The organism is Streptomyces sp. KL109B (assembly GCF_030766935.1).
Taxonomy (GTDB): Bacteria; Actinomycetota; Actinomycetes; order Streptomycetales; family Streptomycetaceae; genus Streptomyces.
Genome location: NZ_JASERL010000002.1, coordinates 201,212 through 218,713, shown reverse-complemented (window position 1 = coordinate 218,713; position 17,502 = coordinate 201,212). Strand labels below are relative to the sequence as shown.

At 71.9% G+C, this 17,502-nt stretch carries 14 protein-coding genes; 4 read left to right on the top strand and 10 right to left on the bottom strand.

Features of this window, described 5'->3' with window-relative positions; all coding sequences use genetic code 11:
* Positions 1 to 8 precede the first annotated feature (8 nt).
* The 4 genes from RBJ65_RS06980 to RBJ65_RS06965 all read right to left on the bottom strand — a co-directional run bounded on the left by RBJ65_RS06980 (position 9) and on the right by RBJ65_RS06965 (position 5,325).
* Complete coding sequence (locus RBJ65_RS06980; protein WP_372341169.1) at positions 9 to 2,240, bottom strand: NHLP family bacteriocin export ABC transporter peptidase/permease/ATPase subunit; 2,232 nt, start codon at positions 2,238 to 2,240, stop codon at positions 9 to 11.
* On the bottom strand, positions 2,237 to 3,034 hold the full coding sequence (locus RBJ65_RS06975) for a DUF2118 domain-containing protein (RefSeq protein ID WP_306316538.1): 798 nt from the start codon (positions 3,032 to 3,034) through the stop codon (positions 2,237 to 2,239). The genes RBJ65_RS06980 and RBJ65_RS06975 overlap by 4 nt, the downstream gene beginning before the upstream one ends.
* A gap of 145 nt (positions 3,035 to 3,179) precedes the next feature.
* Positions 3,180 to 3,401, bottom strand: a complete 222-nt coding sequence (locus RBJ65_RS06970; RefSeq protein WP_306316539.1) for a type A2 lantipeptide — start codon at positions 3,399 to 3,401, stop codon at positions 3,180 to 3,182.
* 391 nt (positions 3,402 to 3,792) lie between these two features.
* Positions 3,793 to 5,325, bottom strand: a complete 1,533-nt coding sequence (locus RBJ65_RS06965) for a carboxylesterase/lipase family protein (protein WP_306316540.1) — start codon at positions 5,323 to 5,325, stop codon at positions 3,793 to 3,795.
* Positions 5,326 to 5,509: 184 nt separating this feature from the next.
* Between RBJ65_RS06965 and RBJ65_RS06960 the strand changes: the two genes are divergently transcribed.
* From RBJ65_RS06960 to RBJ65_RS06945, 4 genes are all read left to right on the top strand, one after another.
* On the top strand, positions 5,510 to 6,214 hold the full coding sequence (locus tag RBJ65_RS06960; RefSeq protein WP_306316541.1) for a hypothetical protein: 705 nt from the start codon (positions 5,510 to 5,512) through the stop codon (positions 6,212 to 6,214).
* Positions 6,211 to 6,852 (top strand): hypothetical protein, encoded by a 642-nt coding sequence (locus tag RBJ65_RS06955; RefSeq protein ID WP_306316542.1) that lies wholly within the window; start codon positions 6,211 to 6,213, stop codon positions 6,850 to 6,852. The genes RBJ65_RS06960 and RBJ65_RS06955 overlap by 4 nt, the downstream gene beginning before the upstream one ends.
* A gap of 148 nt (positions 6,853 to 7,000) precedes the next feature.
* Positions 7,001 to 8,017 carry a LacI family DNA-binding transcriptional regulator gene (locus tag RBJ65_RS06950; RefSeq protein WP_306316543.1) on the top strand — a complete coding sequence of 339 codons (1,017 nt, stop codon included), beginning with the start codon at positions 7,001 to 7,003 and terminating at the stop codon, positions 8,015 to 8,017.
* A 28-nt stretch (positions 8,018 to 8,045) separates the two neighbouring features.
* A complete protein-coding gene (locus tag RBJ65_RS06945) occupies positions 8,046 to 8,924 on the top strand; it encodes an alpha/beta hydrolase (RefSeq protein WP_306316544.1) in 879 nt (292 codons plus the stop codon).
* Here RBJ65_RS06945 and RBJ65_RS06940 read toward each other — a convergent pair.
* Genes RBJ65_RS06940 through RBJ65_RS06915 form a run of 6 tightly spaced genes read right to left on the bottom strand, consistent with a single transcriptional unit; the run spans position 8,905 to position 17,500 of the window.
* Positions 8,905 to 9,621: a hypothetical protein gene (locus RBJ65_RS06940; protein ID WP_306316545.1), complete on the bottom strand. Its 717-nt coding sequence runs from the start codon at positions 9,619 to 9,621 to the stop codon at positions 8,905 to 8,907. The two genes, RBJ65_RS06945 and RBJ65_RS06940, sit on opposite strands and share 20 nt — an antisense overlap.
* Positions 9,622 to 9,641: 20 nt before the next feature.
* Complete coding sequence (locus RBJ65_RS06935; protein WP_306316719.1) at positions 9,642 to 11,852, bottom strand: glycoside hydrolase N-terminal domain-containing protein; 2,211 nt, start codon at positions 11,850 to 11,852, stop codon at positions 9,642 to 9,644.
* Positions 11,852 to 13,849: a beta-galactosidase gene (locus RBJ65_RS06930; protein WP_306316546.1), complete on the bottom strand. Its 1,998-nt coding sequence runs from the start codon at positions 13,847 to 13,849 to the stop codon at positions 11,852 to 11,854. Before RBJ65_RS06930 ends, RBJ65_RS06935 begins: the two co-directional genes overlap by 1 nt.
* On the bottom strand, positions 13,846 to 14,769 hold the full coding sequence (locus tag RBJ65_RS06925; RefSeq protein WP_306316547.1) for a carbohydrate ABC transporter permease: 924 nt from the start codon (positions 14,767 to 14,769) through the stop codon (positions 13,846 to 13,848). Before RBJ65_RS06925 ends, RBJ65_RS06930 begins: the two co-directional genes overlap by 4 nt.
* Positions 14,766 to 15,809, bottom strand: coding sequence for a sugar ABC transporter permease (locus tag RBJ65_RS06920; RefSeq protein ID WP_306316548.1), 1,044 nt, complete (start codon positions 15,807 to 15,809; stop codon positions 14,766 to 14,768). The genes RBJ65_RS06925 and RBJ65_RS06920 overlap by 4 nt, the downstream gene beginning before the upstream one ends.
* Positions 15,809 to 17,500 (bottom strand): extracellular solute-binding protein, encoded by a 1,692-nt coding sequence (locus RBJ65_RS06915; protein WP_306316549.1) that lies wholly within the window; start codon positions 17,498 to 17,500, stop codon positions 15,809 to 15,811. The genes RBJ65_RS06920 and RBJ65_RS06915 overlap by 1 nt, the downstream gene beginning before the upstream one ends.
* Positions 17,501 to 17,502 lie beyond the last annotated feature (2 nt).

Genomic DNA, 17,502 nt, shown 5'->3' with positions numbered 1-17,502 from the left:
GTCAGTACTCAGTGCTCCCTGACCAGGTCGGCGTACGGCCCACCGGCCCGCACCAACTGCTCGTGGCGGCCGCGCTCGACGACCTGCCCGTGGTCGAGGACCACGATCTCGTCGCTGTCGCGCACGGTGCTGAGGCGGTGCGCGATGACGACGCAGGCGCAGCCGCGCCGCCGGATGTTGTCCATGACCGTCTGCTCGGTCTCGGCGTCGAGGGCGCTGGTCACCTCGTCGAGGACCAAAATGCTGGGCCTTCGCACCAGCGCCCGCGCGATCTCCAGGCGCTGGCGCTGGCCACCGGAGAAGTTCCGGCCGTCCTGCTCGACCCTGCCGCGCACCCCACCGGGCCGCCGCGCCACCACGTCGTACAGGCACGCGTCGCGCAGCGCCTCCTCGACCGCCTCGTCGGAGATCGACGGGTCCCACAGCGCGACGTTGTCGCGGACCGTGCCCTCGAAGAGGAACACGTCCTGGTCGACGAAGGAGACGGACGCCGCGAGGGCGCCGCGCGGGATGTCGTCGAGGCGCCGGTCGTCGATCCGGATGACGCCCTCCCAGGGCGCGTAGAGCCCCGAGATCAGCCTCGACACGGTCGACTTCCCACTGCCGGACCCGCCCACGAGCGCGACCTGCTGCCCCGGCCCCACCGTCAGCGAGAAGCCCGACAGGAGCGGCTTGTCGAGCGGGCTGTAGCCGAACGTGATGCCGTCCAGCTCGATGTGGCCGCGAAGCCGGCGCGTGCTCTGCACCTGCTCGGGGCGCGCGTACAGCTGGTCGACGGGGAAGTTCTCCACGTCCTTCAGGCGCGCCACGTCGGCGGCGAAGTCCTGGATGCGGCCCGCGACGCCGTTCAGGCGGGTCAGCGGCGCGGTGAAGCGGGTCACGAGGGCCTGGAAGGCGACAAGGAGACCAACCGACAAGTGGCCCTCGACCGCGCGCATGCCGCCGATCCACAGGATCAGCGCGCTGTTCAGCGTCGCCAGGGTGGGGGCCACGATGCCGAGCCAGGCGCTCGGCACGCCGAGCTTCTGCTGCTCCTCCAGCGTCGTCGCGTGCTGTCCCGCCCACCGCCGGAAGTAGCCGTTCTCGCCGCCGGTCGCCTTCATCGTCTCGATGAGCTGGAGGCCGGTGTACGAGGTGTTGGTCAGGCGGGCCGTGTCCGCGCGCAGCTTCTGGGTGCCCGTCGCCCGCAGCCGTACGACGACCCGCATCGCCACCACGTTCAGGAGCGCGATCCCGACGCCGACGCCCGTCAGCTGCGGGTCGTAGGTGTAAAGGAGCGCCGCGTACAGCAGCACCACGATCCCGTCGACGCCCGCCGCCGTCAGGTCGCGGGCCAGGGTCTCGGCGACCGCGTCGTTGGACTGGAGGCGCTGCACGAGGTCGGCGGGGCTGCGCTGCGCGAAGAAGGTCACGGGAAGGCGCAGCAGATGCCCGAAGAAGCGGGCGCTGCTCAGCGTCGAGGAGATGATGCGGCCGCGCAGCAGATTCGCCTGTTGCAGCCACGTCAGGACGGCGGTCAGCGCCACCATCGCGCCCATCGACGCGAACAGCGCGCCGAGCAGCGAGGTCTGGTCGCCGATGAGGAACAGGTCGATGTACGTCTTGCTGAGCGCGGGCACCGCCGCGCCCACGCCCACGAGCAGCAGGCTCGCGAGCAGCGCCACCAGCATCGTGCCGGTGGTGCCGCGCAGGCGTGCGGGCAGCGCCTTCATGACGCCCGGCTTGCGGCCGCCCGTACGGAAGTCGTCACCCGGCTCCAGGACGAGCACGACACCGGTGAAGCTCGTGTCGAAGTCCTCCATCGGCACGAAGCGGCGGCCCTTGTCGGGGTCGTTCACGGACACGCCGCGCCGCCCGAAGCGGCGGGTCATGCCCTCGTAGACGACGTAGTGGTTGAACTCCCAGAACAGGATCGCCGGGCCCTGCACCTCGGCGAGGGCCGCCGGCTCCATCTGCATGCCCTTGGCGGTCATGCCGTAACTGCGCGCCGCCTTCAGGATGTTGGAGGCGCGCGAGCCGTCGCGGGAGACGCCGCACGCGATGCGCAGCTCCTCCAGCGGGACGTGCCGGCCGTGGTGCGCGAGGATCATCGCGAGCGCCGCGGCGCCGCACTCCACGGCCTCCATCTGGAGCACCGTGGGCGTACGCACCTTCTTCCCGGCCTTCTTCGGCGGGGGAGCGGGGCGGGCGCGACGCCGGTCGGGGCGGTGGCCCGCGGGCGGCAGGGAGGTCTGGGTCACGGCTTCAGCCAATCCATCGGGCGCTGATCGGCGAGGTGCACGGAGCCGGAGGCGAGCGTCATGGAGGCGAGGGGGTAGGGCGGCCCGCCTTCGGTCGACCAGGCGTACCCGGACCTGGTGTCCGCCTTCTTCAGCTTCACGAGGACCGGGACCCGCGCCCCGCCCTTCGTGAACTGACCGGCCAGCGAGCTGTCCCCGATGAAGTCGGTGACCTGCCGCTTCGTCTCGGCGGCGCGGCCCACCTGCTGCACGGTGCCGCGCAGCACGCCGTACTGCTGCGCCTGCGGGACGGTCAGGTCGACGTCGGAGCCCGCGTCCACGTTGCCCGCGCTGGTGGCGGGCACGTACAGCATCGCGAGCAAGGGATCGCGGGTCGAGCCGGTCTTCTCGACGGTCGCCACGTCGGAGCCGGTCGTGACGACGGAGCCGATGCGCGCGACGAGCGCCGTGACGCGGCCCGCGTCGATCGCCCGCACCGCCCGATTGCCGCGCTCCGTCTGCACCTTGAGGATCGGCGCGCCCGCGCGCACCCGCTGCCCCTCCTTCACGTACAGGCCGGTGACCTGCCCGGTGACGGGGGTCTGGAGGACGTAACTGCCCTGCGCGTACGTGAGGATGCCGTCCGCCTTGAGCGTCGACGACACCGTGCCGGTCACGGCCCAGACGCAGGCGGCGACCATCACGACGACGGTGACGGCGAGCACGAGCAGTCCTTGCGGCCGCGCGAGGCGCACCGGCAGATCGAGCTCCTCCGGCGACTGCAGCTTGGAGAGGGCCTGTTGGCGGAACTGCACGGGGTCTTTCCCTTACGTTGCTTCAACGCCCGGCCCGTGAATCGGGTCCGGACGCCCCGAAAGCCCCGGGACCGGAAGGTCCCGAGGCTTGGGGTGCGCCGCCCGTCAGGAGGCGGCGCGGTGATCCAGAGAGGATCGGTCCGGCTCAGAGGCCGGAGGTCACACCGCCGACGAGGCCGGTGACGGCGCCGGCGTTGACGCCGGTCAGGCCCTCGACCGTGTTCGTGACGGAGGAGACGGTGCCCGAAACCGGGGCGATGCCGTCGACCGTGCCGGTGACCTGGCCGACGAGGCCGCCGACGAGACCGCCGGAGACGTTGTCGAGCTCGGCGTCGGAGATCTCAACGGTCTCAATGTGGTTGCTCATGGTGAGCCGCCCTTCTCATGGGTATGTCCGGGTATTTCAAATTCGCGGGACGCGCGGAAATCGGTGGCTGCGAATCCCTGCCGACGTCGTGCGATGCGGAGGATCAAAGCATGTTGACGCGTCGCACAGCTAATCGGACGGCGTCCATTCATAGGGGATCCGCGAGGTCAATTACCGCCATGTGCCGGGGTGTTCACAGGCGGATGGCATGTCCTTCACATTCTTCACGGAGAGGTTTGTGAACTCCCTGTGTCGCCCAATGGCAAAGCCGGACACTCGCGCATCAATGGCGCGCGGTGCTTGTATCAGGCAATGTTTTTTCGCGAAGCACCGTGACCGCCCTGCGTATTCGGTGTGCAGGTTTCCGGCACCCGGCGACGGGCCCCGGGGCCTACGAGCGCTCCAGGTCCAGTGGCGCGAACTCGAAGCCCTCCCACAGCAGCCGGGACGCCTCCTCCGGGTACGCCGCCGTGCGCGACGGCGCGTCGAAGACCCGCGTCGTGCGCTCCCCGGCGGTGAACGGCGCCCACCCCGGGCCCGCGCCCTTCGCGAACGCGGTCCACGCCGCGCCCATCTCCTCCGACAGCGCCACGGCCTCGGCCGGGAGTTCGGCGCCGCCGAGGAAGAGGCCGCCGAAGTCGGAGTCGAGCGTGCCGAGGACGAGCGGCACGTCCAGGGCGTGGCAGGCGCCCATGGAGCCGCCCGCGCCGGGCGCCCCCCAGCTCAGCTCGTACGCGTACGCGGTGCCGCCGCCCGCCGCGTGCGCCTCCGCGAGCCGCAGCGACGGCATCCGGAACAGCCAGTCGGACATCACCAGTTCATGGAGGTCGGTCGGGCTCGCCGACGGGTACGCGGCCCGGTAGCCGGCCTCGGCGTCGGGGCCGGGACCGAACCGGCGCAGTGCCTCGGCCGCCGCTTCCTCGGTCGTCTTCCCGTAGGCGCCCGCCATGACGGTGAACAGCCGGTACTCGTCACGGTTGTGCCCCACCAGGAGTTCGACGTCGAGCGCGGCGCCGCCCGCGAGCGCCTCCCAGGGCGTGCTCGGCAGCACCTCCCCGTCGACCACCGGCGAGAACGGCGTCATCGTGTGGGCGACGCGCCCCCAGCGGTCCGCGTACGACGCAAGGCCGCGAATGAGGTCGTCCGTGGCATCGCGCAACGCCTTCGGCGCGCACGCCGCGAGTTCGGCGGCCCGCGCGCCCGGCACCCCGAGCCGCTCCGCGATCGCCGCGCCGATGTCGCGTGCGAGGCCGAGCGAGAAGAACGTCCCCGGCACGCTCTGCGCGACCGCGCGCCGCACGAGCCCCGCCGCCGACGGCATCGCCAGCAGCGACGCCACCGAGCCCGCGCCCGCCGACTCCCCGAACACGGTGACCCGGTCCGGGGCGCCGCCGAACGCCGCGATGTTCTCCCGCACCCAGCGCAGCGCGGCCACCTGGTCGAGCAGCCCCCGGTTGGCGGGCGCGCCGTCGAAGACGCCGAAGCCCTCGGCGCCGACCCGGTAGTTGAGGGTCACGACGACCGCGCCCCGGGCGGCGAGCGCCGAGCCGTCGTAGTGCGGCCCGTCCGCGGACCCGGTGATGTACGCGCCTCCGTACACGTAGACCATCACCGGCAGGCCCGTCGCGCCGGGCTCAGGCGTCCACACGTTCACCGTCAGCCAGTCGTCGCCCTCGGCGACCGGGCGGGCCGCGAGACCGCCGGCGAGGGACTGCGGGGGCGGCGGCCCGAACGCGAACGCGTCCCGCACGCCGTCCCACGGCAGCGCGGGCGCCGGGGCCGCCAAGTGCAGCGGTCCGACCGGGGGTTGGGCGTACGGGATGCCGCGGAAGACACTGAGCCCGCCCTCCACGAGTCCGCGGACCCGGCCCGCAGCGGTGGGTATCGGGGCGGTGGGGGAGGGGGTGGCGGTGGCGTCGGTCATGCGTGTCCTTCCTCGAGGTCGGCCGGGACAACGCTCCACGATGACACGTGTGACCGGCGGCGCCGCGGCCGCACGTGTTCTGGATCACGGACAGGGTGCCGTATGCACCGATATTGTCCGGGTCGGGAGCGCGAACCGACGGGGGCATCGCGACCTGTATCGACCGCGGGGGCTGAACAACCGGGTGAGCTGGAAGAACTTCGGGCGCGCGCTGCGCGGCCTTGCCTGCGCGCTGCTCGGCGTACAGCTGTGGCTGCTGTGGTACACGAGCACGTACGACGCCTCGACCGTCACCTGGGTCTGCGACATCGAGGGCTGCGCCAGCGACCAGTTCGCCTCGGGCGCGGGCGTCCTCGGCCTCGGTGCGGGCGTGCTGTTCGGGCTGGTGTCGGGGCGGGCCCTGCGCCGCGCGACGGCCGGGGTGAGCGTCGCTCTCGGGGCGGTCGCCGCGCTGGTGGGCTGCTATCGGGCGCTGGCGGACGGCCGCGTCGAGCGGAGCACGGACATGGGGGTGCTGTTCTCCGCGTTCGTCCGGTTCCCCGTCTCCACCTGGCTCACCGTCCTCTGGATCCTCGCGGGCGCGGGCCTCGTCGCCGCCCTCTGGGGCGGCTGGTTCAGTCTGCGCCGCACCGCGGGCCTGCGCAGGCTGTCGCCCCGATACGCCACCGCGGAGGCCGAGTTGCGGGGCTGGAGCTCGGTGGGCGGTGGCCGCGGCGAGGTCACGGCCGTCTTCCGCGACGCCAAGGGCGTCCGCCACGAGGTCCCCACGGTCGTCGACCGGATCGCCCTGACCCGTCCCGTACTCGCCGCCTACGACCGTGCCCGCCCCGGCGACGCCGCGCGGCTGCGCGTCGTCGTCCCCCGCCGGAAGGGGCCACGCCTGCGATGAGCCTGCCGACTTCGCTGCGCCGACTGCTGTCCGTGCCCGCCCTGCTGGGTGCCCTCTTCACCGGGGGCGCCTTCGGCCTGGCGCTGTTCGGCGCGTTCGGCGGCCCGCTGTGGCTGTTCCTGCTCGGGCTGACCCTGTCCGCCCTCGCGCTCGTCCTCCTCGGTCGGCTGGTGGAGGAGGACGCGGACGGCGCCCGCGCCGCGCCCCTGCGTCCGGGCGGGCCGCGCGCCCACGCCCCCGCTCTTGTGCGTGGCGTACGGGCCGTGCACAAGGGAAGCGACCGCCCGGCGCTCGACCCGCGCGCGCCGCACAGCGAGTTCCTGTTCGACCTCGTCGTGGTGCCCGAGGACGCGCCCGCGTTCCACGTCCAGGTGCGCCACCCGCTCGACCTCCAGAGCCTGTCGGGCCGCGGCCGCGACCGCGCCGTCGTCGAGTACGACCCCGAGCAGCCCTGGCGGGCCGTGCTGCCCAACAACCCGCCGACCCTGTGGTGGGCCCGCGCCGAACGCCTCGACCCGGACGCCCTGGGCGCCGTCGGCCCGCCGTCCCGCGGGGTGCCGGTCGGCGTCCTGGTGCTGGCCCTGGGCCTGGTGATCGCGGTGGCGGTGGCCGGGCCGACAGCGTTCACGGCTACGTAAAGGACTGTCGAAGCGCTTCGACTGACTTCTGGACAGGCACCCCGCGCGAATCATAGGGTCGGCATGCCGAACGACGGGAGTGGGAAGACCGGGGCTCCGCCGACGCCGGCGCGCTCCCACCCTTCGGACTCGGCTTCAGGAGAACGACATGGTCACGCTCGCAGAGGTCGCGAAACACGCCGGAGTCTCCGCCAGCACCGTCAGCTATGTCCTCAGCGGCAAGCGGTCCATCTCCGCGGCCACCCGTGAGCGCGTCGAGACCAGCGTCCGCAAGCTCGGCTACCACCCCAACGCCGGGGCCCGCGCCCTCGCCAGCAGCAAATCCAACATCATCGCCCTGATGGTGCCGCTGCGCACCGACATGTACGTACCCGTGATCATGGAGATCGCGACGGCCGTCGCCACCGCCGCCCGCACCCACGGCTACGACATCCTCCTGCTCACCGGCGAGGAGGGCGCGCAGGCGGTGCGCCGCATAGAGGGCAGCGCGCTCGCCGACGCCGTGATCGTGATGGACGTCGAACTCGACGACGAGCGGCTGCCGTTGCTCCGCACCGCGAGCCGCCCCGCCGTCCTCATCGGCCTGCCCACGGACACCACGGGACTGCACTGCGTGGACCTGGACTTCGCGGCGGCGGGCGCGCTGTGCGCCGAGCACCTGGCGGGCCTCGGGCACCGCGAGATCGCCGTCATCGGGGAGGCCGCCGCCGTCTACGAACGCCGCACGGGCTTCGCCGAGCGCACGCTCACGGGCCTGCGCGAACGCAGCGCCGAACTCGGCCTGCGCCTCCTGCACCGCCCCTGCGAGGGCAGTTACGCCTCCGTCTCCGCGACCCTCTCCCGCGTCTTCGACGAGCGCCCCGGAACCAGCGCGTTCGTCGTGCAGAACGAGGCGGCCACCGACCCGCTGCTCGCCCTCCTGCGTCAGTCGGGCCGCGCCGTCCCCGAGGACGTGTCGGTCGTCGCGGTCTGCCCCGAGCAGGTCGCCCGGCACGCGTCCGTGCCGCTCACCTCGGTCGCCGTGCCCGCGCAGGAGATGGGGCGGCGCGCCGTCGAGCAGGTCGTCGCGCAGATCGAGGGCCGCGGCGAGGCCGAGGAAGTCGTCCTCCTCGCCCCCGAGTTGACGATCCGTGAGAGCGCGGCGCAGGCTCCGCCCGCCGCATAGGATCGGCGTACCAGGTCGGCCCGAGAAAGTGAGCGTGCCCGTGCACCCCACGTACGTCCTCGTCCACGGAGCGTTCGCCAACTCCTTCTCCTTCGCGCCGCTCCAGGCCGAACTGGGCCTCCTCGGCCACCGCTCCGTCGCCGTCGACCTGCCGGGCCACGGCTTCGCCGCCACCTACCCGGCCGCGTACCAGGCCCCGCAGGACCCCGAGGGGCTCGCCTCGACTCCCGGCGCGATCAAGGGAGTCACGCTCGCCGACAACGCCGCGCACCTGATCGGCGTCCTGGAGCGCGCCAAGGAGAACGGGCCCGTCGTCCTCGTCTCGCACAGCCGCGGCGGCGTCACCGCCACGGCCGCCGCCAACCGGCGCCCCGACCTGATCGACCACATCGTCTACGTGTCGTCCTGGTGCCCGGTCGACCTCCTCGTCGGCGACTACTACGCACAGCCGGAGATGGCCTCCGTCGACGCCGCCTCGCTCGGCCTCGCGGCGGCGGGCGACCCGGCCCGACTGGGCCTGCTGCGCGTCAACTTCCGCACCGCCGACGCCAAGGCGCTCGACGCGTTCCGGGCGGCCTTCCTCGCCGACGGCACCGACGACGAGTTCCGTACGTTCCTCAACACCTTCCAGCCCGACGAGAACCTCGACGTCGGAACCGACAACGACCGCGCACAGGCCGACACTTGGGGCCGCATCCCGAAGACGTACGTACGCCTCGCGCGCGACACGAGCCTGCCGCCCGCGCTCCAGGACCGGCTGATCCGCGAGGGCGACGCGCTGACCCCCGACAACCCGTACCGCGTCCGCACCCTCGACAGCTCCCACCTGAAGTGGCTGGTCGACCCGGCGCCCGCGGCACGGGTGCTCGCGGAGCTCGCGGACGAGGTCAGCCGCTCGACACGCTGAAGCTGTTGGTCCTGAAGTCGAGGCCGCCGGACGACGAGGTGATCTCGTAGCCGAACTGGACGTCCCCTATCGTCACATCGCCCCACCAGCGCTTGGTGTCCCTGATCCACTTGAGGATCGGCAGGATGTTCACGGTGCCGGACGCGGAGTCGGAGGTCCGCAGGAACGAGTACACCTCGTTGGCGCCGTTGTTCCCCTTGTAGACGTTCCACGTGTGCCCGCCGAGCGTGAGCGTCCCCTGCGAGGTGCCGAGCGGGCCGACGGCTCCGTTGTAGTTCATCCAGAGCATGACCTCGTGGTCGTACGCGCTGTCCCAGATGTCGTACGAGGTGTTGTACGCGCCCGCGGCCGGCACGGTCACGTTGTAGGCGCTGGTGAGGGAGGACAGCGCGCTGATCCTCCGGTTCACGACCTTCTTGGCGTTCGGGTAGGACTTGATGCCGCCGGTGTTCGGGTGGTTGGCCCAAACGCCCCAGTTCGACGAGGAGTTGGCCCAGATCGACTGCGGGCCCGCGCCGGAGCCCCAGATGTTGTTGTAGAGGATGTAGCCGTCCGATGTGGTGTAGTTGCCCCACTGCTCGGACGAGGACCAGACCGCGGCCCGCGCGGGCGCGGACGCGAGACCGACCAGCGCCCCGGCCGTGAGGGAGGCGCCGAGGGAAGCGCCGAGGAAGGCGCGTCTCGTGGAGGGTGCCATGGTGTGTTCCTCTCCTTGAACTAGCGTGTACGGAGGGTGATTTCGTGGTCCTCCCCGGCGGTCAGGCGCAGTCGCCCGTCGCCGCCCGCCGGAGTCCTGAGGTCGACGTCCGCGTCCCGCTCCGGACGGACGAGAGCCGTGCACCGGCCGCCGCCCCACCGCAGATCCACCCGCGCGCCGAACCGGGTGCGAAGGCCGCGCACCGCACCGCGCCGCCAGTCGGCGGGCAGGGCGGGCAGCAGGACGAGCCGGTCGGGCGTGGACTGGAGCAGCGCCTCCGTGACGAGCGCGGGCAGCGTGTGGGCCGCGTCCGCGTTGTAGACGTCGCGGCGCGGATAGTGCGCGCTCATCAGGGCGGCGTGGAAGTAGTCGCCGGTCAGGACGTGGCGCAGACAGTCGGCGACGCGCGGCGCGTCACGCAGCCGGGCCGCGATCAGGGCGTGGTGCAGATGCCCGTGCGCGGAGTCGTTCTCGGCGCCCCGCAGCTCCAGCGCCCGCCGCGCCGCCTTCGCCCGCTCCGGGGTGTCGTACGGGTTGATGTCGTGGTGCGGCCACACCGGGTACAGATGGCTGAGGTGCCGGTGGTCGTACGCGTCCGCGAGGCCCGGCCACGCCCACTCGGCGAGCGCCCCCTCCTCGTTGACCCGGTAGTCGGGGAGCCGGTCGGCGAGCGCGGCCCAGCGTTCGCCGTCGGGGCCCGGGTGCCAGGCGGCGGCGGTGCGCAGGGCGTGCCGGGCCGCCGCGATGTCCATGGTGGCGTTGACGGTGCCCCAACTCGCGTTCACCGGACGGTTCTCAGGGGAGTACGAGGGCACGATCGCGATCCGCCCGTCGGGGCCCGTCCGGGTGAGGAAGTCCTCGTAGAACAGCGCGAGTTCGGTGACGGCCGCCGCGAGCCACGCGGGCCGCTCGCCGCTCGCGTCGGCCTGCTCAAGGAGTGGCGTGAGCAGCCAGTCGGCGCCCGCCGTCCACAGGTGCATCGGGTACGCGCGCTGATAGTGGTACGCGTGTCCCGACTCGCCGTCCGTGTGAGCGGGCGCGACGATGCCGCGCGCCCCGAAGATCAGCCGCGCGTTGTCCCGCCAGTGCGCCAACTGGCCCTGGATGAGCGCCGCGTGGGCGTCGAGCGTCTCGGGCAGCGCACAAGCCACGGCGGATGACGTCTGAAGGTTCAGGTTCGCGTCCGTGGTGAACGCCCCCGACCAGGCCGTGTCCCACTCGCCGGTCCACAGCCCGGTCAGCCGGGGCGGCAGCGCCCCCGACGAACTGAGCAGGTGGTAACGGCCGGCCGCGAACAGCCGCTCAAGGAGCGCGGGGGAGTGCGGTTGCGCCAGCAACTCGCTGCCGGGCAGGCCGCGTTGGTGGCGCGGGGCGGCGAGGTCGAGGGTGACGCGTTCGTAGGCGGGGCGGTGCAGGGCGGTGTGGCGGGAGAGGAGGTTGGCGTAGGCGGCCTCGATCGAGGCGGCGTGTTCCAGTACGTCCGCCAGCGCGCTCGCCTCGCACGCCGTGTCCAGCTCCCCGACGTGCCGACGCACCCGCGTCAGCAGCAGGAGCCCGCTCGCCCCGGTCACCCGCAGCCCCGCCCCGCCCACCGACACGCGCCCGCCCTCGACCAGCGCGAGCGTCACCCCGCTGTAGCCGAGGTCGCTTTCCGGGTAGCGGCAGTGCAGGGTGAGCCGGGCGCCGTCCGGGGTGAGGACGACGCTGCGGCCGACGCCGAGGCCGCCGGGGACGCCGCTCAGGCGCGGGTCGAGCGACACCTCCCCGTCGAGGCGGGTCCCGGTCACGTACCGCACGACCACGTCGTCCGCCCGCGACACGAACACCCTCGACGACCAGCCGCCGCACCGCGCCTCGCACACCCCCGTCGCGAAGTCGACCGCGCGCCGGTAGCCGCGCCACACCACGTCGTCCCGCACGAAGCGCACCTGGAACGCCGGGTGGAACGCGGGGACCCGGCGCAGCGGACGCCCGTCCGTGAACCGCTCGGCCGCCGTCACGTCACCCGCGAGCAACTGGTCCTGGAGGAGGGGTAGTTGGTGGGCGAGGGCGGGTGGCAGGGGGAGCGGGCCGCCGTCGGGGCGGACCAGGTCGTGGTGGGTGACGATCACCCGGTCGTCGTGCGGATCGCCGAAGGCGAGGGCCCCGTGCCGCCCGTTGCCGCTGAGGTAGCCGTCCTCCCAGCGGGTCGCGGGCGCGGCCTCCCACGTGCCGTGCGGATGCTCGGGGATCACCGGGACCCCGCAGCCGCACCCGGCGCGAGCACGGCCACGCCGAACCGCCCGAGCGTCACCGCCCCCTCGACCCGCGCCCCCGACAACAGGTCACGGCCGCCGTCCGCGAGCGGCACCGGCACCGTCACCTCCCGCCGTCCGTGGTTCAGCAGGAACAGCAGCTCCCCGCGACGTACGGCCTCCACTCCTGCGGGGAGGCCGGTCAGTGGAGGCCGTACGCCCGCTTCGAGGGCCGCGTCCGCGAGCAGCGCCCGCAGGGCCCGGGGGCGCGGGAGCGTGGAGAGATAGCGGGCCCGGCCGCGGCGCAGCGCCGCCGGGAGCCCGTCGAGCTCGCCGCCCCGGTACGCGGCCGTCACCTCGGCGTCGGCCGCCGCCGTCAGCTCCTCCGACCACAGCGTGCCGGTGAACTCGCCGCAGTCAATGGTTTCTTCGGGATCCAGCGGCCACCACTCGTGCAGCGTGCGGATGCCGAGCAGCTCACGCAGCCGGGCGTCCATGCCGCCGGGGCGCACCCGGTCGTCGGCGTCGGCGACCCCCGTGAAGAAGCCGCACACCAGGGACCCGCCGCCGCGCACATACGCGACCAGGTTGTCGATCGCCGCGTTCGTGAGTAGATAGAGCTGCGGGACGACCACCAACTTGTAGGCGGCCAGGTCGTGTTCGGGATGCGCGAAGTCCGTCGTCAGGTGCGCCTCCCACAGCGCCCGGTGCCAGGCCCGCAGCACCTCCTCGTACGCGACGTGCGCCGAAGGACGCCCGTCCTGGCCGCCCGCCCACCACGCGTGCCAGTCGTGCAGCACGGCGACACCGGCGCCGCCGACGGCGGTACCGGCGACCGCGCCCGCCAACTCGCCCAGTTCCGCGCCGATCCGCTTGACCTCGGCGAACGACCGCCCCGCCGCGCCCGCGTGCCCGAGCATCGCCGAGTGGAATTTCTCCGCGCCTTGCCGGGAGGCCCGCCACTGGAAGTAGCAGACGGCGTCGGCGCCGCGCGCCACGGACTGGAGGGACAACAGGCGGTTCAGGCCGGGCGGCTTCGGCGAGTTGAGCGGGCGGAAGTTCACCGCGCCCGCCGCCTGCTCCATCACCATCCACGGCCGGCCGCCCGCCTGACCGCGCGTCATGTCGGCGAGCATCGCGTTGTACTGCCCGCACAGCGGGTCCCGCGGATCCGGGTACACGTCGACCGACACGACGTCCTCGTGCCGCGCCCACTCCCACGCGTCCTGCCCGGTCCACAGCGGCATGAAGTTCGTCGTCACCGGGATGCGGGCGGGCGTGTGGCGGCGGACGAGGTCGCGCTCGGCGACGTAGCACTCCAGGAGCGCGTCCGAGGTGAAGCGGCGGAAGTCGAGGAGCTGCGTCGGGCCGCGCAGGTACTGGGCGCGGCGCGGCGGGATCGCCTCGTCCCACGTCTCGACGCGCTGGCCCCAAAAGGCCGTGCCCCAGGCCGTGTTGAGCGCGTCGAGGGTCGCGTACTTCGCGCGCAGCCAGTCGCGGAAGGCGCGCGCGGCCTCGTCGCCGTGGTCGAAGGTGCAGTACTCGTTGTTGATGTGCCACATGCGCAGCGCCGGGTGCCGGCCGTAGCGCTTCGCCAGGTCCTCCGTGATGGCGGCGGCGTAGCGGCGGTACGTGGGGGAGGAGTGCGCGAAGTGCTGGCGCGAGCCCCACCACACCACGTGCCCGTCCTCGTCGCGCGGCAGCGTCTCCGGGTGGAGGCGGCCGAGCCAGGGCGGCGGGGACGCGGTCGGGGTGGCGAGGACGACGCCGATGCCGTGCGCGTGCAGCAGGTCGAGGAGCCGGTCGAGCCAGCCGAACTCGCGCGCCCCCGGCCGTGGTTCGAGCTTCGCCCACGCGAACACGCCGACGGTGACCGAGTTGACCCCGGCCTCCTTCATCAGCCGGACGTCCTCGGCCCACACCTCCTCCGGCCACTGCTCGGGGTTGTAGTCACCGCCGAACAACAGCCGCCCACCCGGCGCCGCGCCGCTCACCCCTTCACCGCCCCGATCAGCATCCCCTTCTTGAAGTGCCGCTGGACGAACGGCGACGCGAACGCGACCGGGGCGAGCGCGAGCACCATCATCGCCATCTGAAGGCCCAGGGCGGAGAGTTCACCGGCGTTGACCGCCTGGCTCAGGCCCGTCGGCAGCGCCGAGTTCTTCTGCACGAGCTGCATCAGCACGTTCTGCAACGGCAGCTTCGTCGGGTCGTCGATGTAGATCATCGCGTTGAACCAGGCGCTCCAGTACGCCACCGCGTAGAAGAGGGAGATGACGGCGATCACGGCGCGGGACAGCGGCATCACGATCGTCCAGAGGATGCGGAGGTCGCCGGCCCCGTCGATGCGGGCGCTGTCCGTGAGCTCCCCGGAGATGTTCATGAAGAAGCCGCGCAGCACCAGGATGTTGAAGACACTCACCGCGCTCGGCAGGATCAGCGCGAGGTAGGTGTCGGTCAGGCCGAGCGTCTGCACCAGCAGATACGTCGGGATGAGGCCCGCGCTGAAGAACATCGTCGTCATCAGCGCCATCAGCAGCGCCCGGTGCGCGAAGGACCCCGGCCGGGAAAGACCGTACGCGGCGAGGATCGACACCCCCATCGAGAACACCGTGCCGACGCCGGTCACCCCGAGCGAGACCAGCATCGCCCGGCTGACCTGCCCACCGCCGAGCAGCTCCTTGTAATTGACGAACGTGATGCCCTCGGGCCAGACCACGAGGCCGCCCGCGGAGTCGATGACGTGCCGCGGCGACAGGCTCGTCACGACCACCACCCACAGCGGCCCGAGCACCGCGACACAGCACACGATCAGCAGCAGCCCCTTGGCGCCGAGGCCGGCCCGCGTCGGCGGCTCCTCCCACACGGGCCGCTCGGGCGCCCGCAAACGCGCACGCTCTACGGTGACGCTCATTTCTTGTAGACCCCCTGCTCGCCGAGAAGATGCGCGAACTTATTGGCCGCGAGCACCAGACACACCCCGACCACGCCCTTCACCAGGCCGACCGCCGCCGCGTAGCTGAAGTCGCCGTTCTGGATGCCGGTGCTCCACACGTACGTGTCGAGCACTTCGGAGGCGCCCGCGCCCACCGCCTTGCGCTGCAGCAGGATCTGCTCGAAGCCGACGGTCAGCGCGTCACCGACCCGCAGCACCAGCAGCAGCGCGATCACCGGGCGCAGGGCGGGCAGCGTGACGTGCCACATGCGGCGCCAGCGGTTCGCGCCGTCCATCGCCGCCGCCTCGTACAGCTCGGGGCTGACGGAGGCCAGCGCGGCGAGGAACACGATGATGCCCCAGCCGGCGTCCTTCCAGACCATCTGCGCCGTCAGCAGGTACTTGAAGATCCCGGCGTCCGTCATCAGGTCGAAGCCGTCGACGCCGTGGTCCTGGAGGATCTGCGCGATCAGCCCGGCCCCGCCGAACATCTGCTGGAAGACGGTGACGACGAGCACCCAGGAGAAGAAGTGCGGCAGGTAGAGGATCGCCTGCGAAAGGGCCCGCACCCGCGGCCTGATCACGCTGTTGATGAGGAGCGCCAGCGCGATCGGCACCGGGAAGAACAGCAGCAGTTGGATGACGAACAGGACCAGGGTGTTCTGGAGCGCGTTCCAGAAGTCGGAGTCCTCGATCATCTTCTGGAACTGTTCGAGGCCCACCATCGGCGAGTGCAGGATCGCGGTGACGCCGTTGGTGGAGACGTACGGGTTGTAGTCCTGGAAGGCGACGACGTTGCCGAGCAGCGGCAGGTAGTTGAAGACCAGGAGCAGGACGATCACGGGCACGGTCATCAGGACGAGCGCGCGGTCGCGGCGCAGCCGGATCCGCCAGGTGACACCGCCGTCCCGGCCGGTCTTCCCGCTCGCCTTCCTACGCGTACGGGGACGGGGCCCGCCCCGGGCCGCCTTGTCGTCGGCGGTGGCGGCCCGGGGCGGGCGATGGGTGTGCAGCGCCATCAGGAGGCGCCGCCGTTCGCGCCGTTCTCGTCGAGCAGCTTCTTGTACCAGTCGCGCAGCTTGTCGCCGCCCTTCGACTTCCAGTCGCTGATCGCCTGCTGCACGTCGGAGAGCTTCTTGTTGCCGCGGACGAAGTCGTCCTCCAGCTGCTCGAACTTGTCCTCAAGCGTGGCGTACCGGGTGGGCTCGACGATCGTCATGCCGTAGAACGGCGACTTCGTGACGAAGGCGCCCATCCGCTGCTGCCACTCGCACATCGCCTTGGTGATCTCGGGGAGGTCGGGATAGGCGAAGAAGGGGGCCGGGCCCGACAGCATCTGCCAGGTGGAGACCGTCTGCGCGTTGCCCTTCTTGGTCTTCGTCGGCACGCCGTCCTTGACGGTGAAGTGGGTGCCCTCCTCGCCGTAGTACGTGAGCATGTGCTCCTTGGTGCCGACGGGCGCGGCGGCGTAGTTGGCGGCGGCGAGCGCGTTCTTCACGACCTCCTTGGACGCGTCCTTGCGGACGAACGCCCACACGTTGGCCGGGGTGCCCGCGTACAGCTTCGGGTCGCCGCCGTCGTGCCCGAAGTAGTCCATCGCGGCCATCTCGAAGTCGGGGAACGCCTTGCTGCCCTGCATCTCGGCGCTCTTGCCGTACCAGTAGGCGATGTCGGCGTTGCACATCATGACCTTGCCGCTGGTGAAGCGGAGCAGCCCGTCACCGGTCTGCGCCTTCGCCTCCGGGTGCACGACCCCGGCCGCGTACAGCTTCCGCGTCCATTCCAGGGCCTCCAGGTATTCGTCGGTCTCCAGGCGCTTGACGAGCTTGCTGCCCTCCAGCTTCCAGCCGAGCGCCTTCTCGCTGCCGCCGAGCGAACCGAAGATGTTGAAGGCCGCCCACTTCATGTCGTCGCAGCCGTACACCCCCGCCTTCTTGCTGGTCATCTCCTTGGCCAGGTCGAAGAACTCCTGCGCGGACGTGGGGACTTCGTAGCCCTTCTTCTCGAAGAGGTCCTTGCGGTAGAAGGGCGCGATGTTCGGGAGGTACGAGTACGGGTACGGGATGCCGCGCAGCTTGCCGCCGAAGATGCCGCGCCGCCAGGCGTCCTCCGGGATCGCCGCGAGGTTCGGGTAGTCGCGCACCTTGCTGCCCGCCAGGTAGGGGCCGAGGTCCATCATCTTCGCGACCAGCGCGGAGGGGATCTTCCCTGACAGCTCCCAGCCGGGCACCACCATGACGTCCGGCAGCGAGCTGGACGCCAGCACGGCGCCGATCTTCTCGCCGTAGGTGTTGCCGTCCTGGTTCTGCCAGCTGACCTCGACGCCGGAGGCCTTGTTCATCGCCGTGTAGTACTCGCAGTCGTCCTTCGGCGGCGGGCCCCAGTACGGGGCCATGACCTTCACCTTGGCGCCCGTGCCGAGCTTCTTCGGCACGGACGTCTCCAGCTTGGCCAGGTCGACCTTGGCGGTGTAGCCCGCGCAGGAGCCGTTCTTCGACGCGATGTCGGGCGTCACGATGGAGCGCGCCGCGAACGTCGGCAGCAGCTTCTTCGCCGACTTCCCCGAGGTCGTCCCCTCGCCCGTCTCGGCGGTGCCGCCGCACGCGGTGAGCAGGGGCGCGCCGCCGGCCACCGCGACGGCGGCGACCGCCGTCGAGGCGAGGAAGCTTCTCCGGCTGGGGGCGGTGGGGGAGGGGGAATTCGGCGTCATGG